This is a genomic window from Blautia sp. MSK.20.85, from assembly GCF_013317245.1.
GTDB lineage: Bacteria > Bacillota > Clostridia > Lachnospirales > Lachnospiraceae > Blautia_A.
The window spans coordinates 1-1,750 of record NZ_JAAIUN010000071.1; the positions used below are offsets into that span (position 1 = coordinate 1).

The 1,750-nt window shown below is 44.8% G+C and carries 1 pseudogene; it reads left to right on the forward strand.

The features are described from left to right. Positions 1-1,694 (forward strand): annotated as a pseudogene (locus G5B12_RS16875) (VirB4-like conjugal transfer ATPase, CD1110 family); the annotation flags it as partial. Positions 1,695-1,750 lie beyond the last annotated feature (56 nt).

Consider the following 1,750-nt stretch of genomic DNA (forward strand, 5'->3'; position numbering starts at 1 on the left):
TTGAGAAAAGTATTGATATTCCGGATCAGAACGATGACTTCAATGCCATTCGTGAGGAGTACCGGACCATGTTAAAAAATCAGCTTTCCAAGGGAAACAATGGTCTGGTGAAAACCAAGTATATCACTTTTGGAATCGAAGCAGAAAGCCTGAAGGTGGCAAGACCAAGGCTTGAAAGGATTGAAGCCGATATCCTGAACAACTTTAAAGTTCTGGGAGCACAGGCACATTCCTTAAATGGTCTGGAGCGACTGGAGATTCTGTATCATGTGTTCAACCAGGATCGGATTGAACCATTTAAGTTCCAGTACAAGATGCTGCCGGAAACAGGATTAAAGACCAAAGACTTTATTGCACCAACTTCCTTTAACTTTTCCAAGAATCAGACATTTCTGATGGGAAAGACCATGGGAAGCGTGAGTTATCTGCAGATCCTGGCACCGGAGCTTACAGACCGGATGCTTGCAGATTTCCTGGATGTGGATGACAGCATCAATGTCAATATTCATATCCAGTCCATTGACCAGAGTTCTGCGATCAAGATGATCAAGAGCAAGATTTCAGATTTGGATAAGATGAAGATTGAAGAGCAGAAGCGGGCGGTACGTTCCGGGTATGACATGGATGTGCTTCCATCGGATCTTGTGACCTACGGGGAAGAAGCAAAGAATCTGCTGGAAGATTTACAGTCCAGAAATGAGCGTATGTTTCTTGTGACAGTGTTGGTGATGAATACCGCAAAGAAGCGTCAGAAGCTGGATAACAATATCTTCCAGGTACAGGGTATCGCACAAAAATACAACTGTTCCTTAAAACAGCTGGACTATCAGCAGGAAGCAGCATTGATGTCCTGTATTCCACTGGGAGTCAATCGAATTGAGATTCAGAGAGGGCTTACCACATCGGCAACAGCGATCTTTGTGCCATTTACGACACAGGAACTGTTCCAGGAAGGGGAAGCTCTTTATTATGGATTGAATGCATTATCCAACAACATGATTATGGTTGACCGGAAGCGTCTGAAGAACCCGAATGGACTGATTCTTGGTACACCTGGTTCCGGTAAATCCTTCTCAGCAAAAAGAGAAATTACGAACTGTTTCCTGATTACGGAGGACGATATTATTATTTGTGATCCAGAAGCCGAGTATTATCCACTGGTGCAGGCACTGCACGGACAGGTCATCCGGATTTCACCGGTATCAGACCAGTATATCAATCCGATGGATCTGAACCTGAATTATTCAGAGGAAGATAATCCGCTGTCCTTAAAGGCAGATTTTATTCTGTCCCTGTGTGAACTGATTGTCGGTGGAAAGAATGGACTGGAACCGGTAGAAAAGACGATCATTGACCGTTGTGTGCGGCTGGTCTATCAGGAATATCTCGCTGATCCGGTGCCAGAGAAGATGCCGATACTGGAGGATTTATATAATCTGTTGCGGAAACAGGAAGAGCCGGAAGCACAGCGTCTGGCAACTTCATTGGAGATTTACGTTACAGGTTCCCTAAATGTATTTAATCATCGCACAAATGTGGACATCAACAACCGTATCGTATGTTTTGATATCAAGGAGCTTGGAAAACAGCTGAAGAAGATCGGGATGCTGATTGTGCAGGACCAGGTATGGAACCGAGTGACGATCAACCGTTCCGCTCATAAATCCACCCGTTACTATGTGGATGAATTCCATCGGACGAGACGTTCCGCTTGTTGAATAGACAGCGGGGTCAGTAGCCGTCCGTAAAA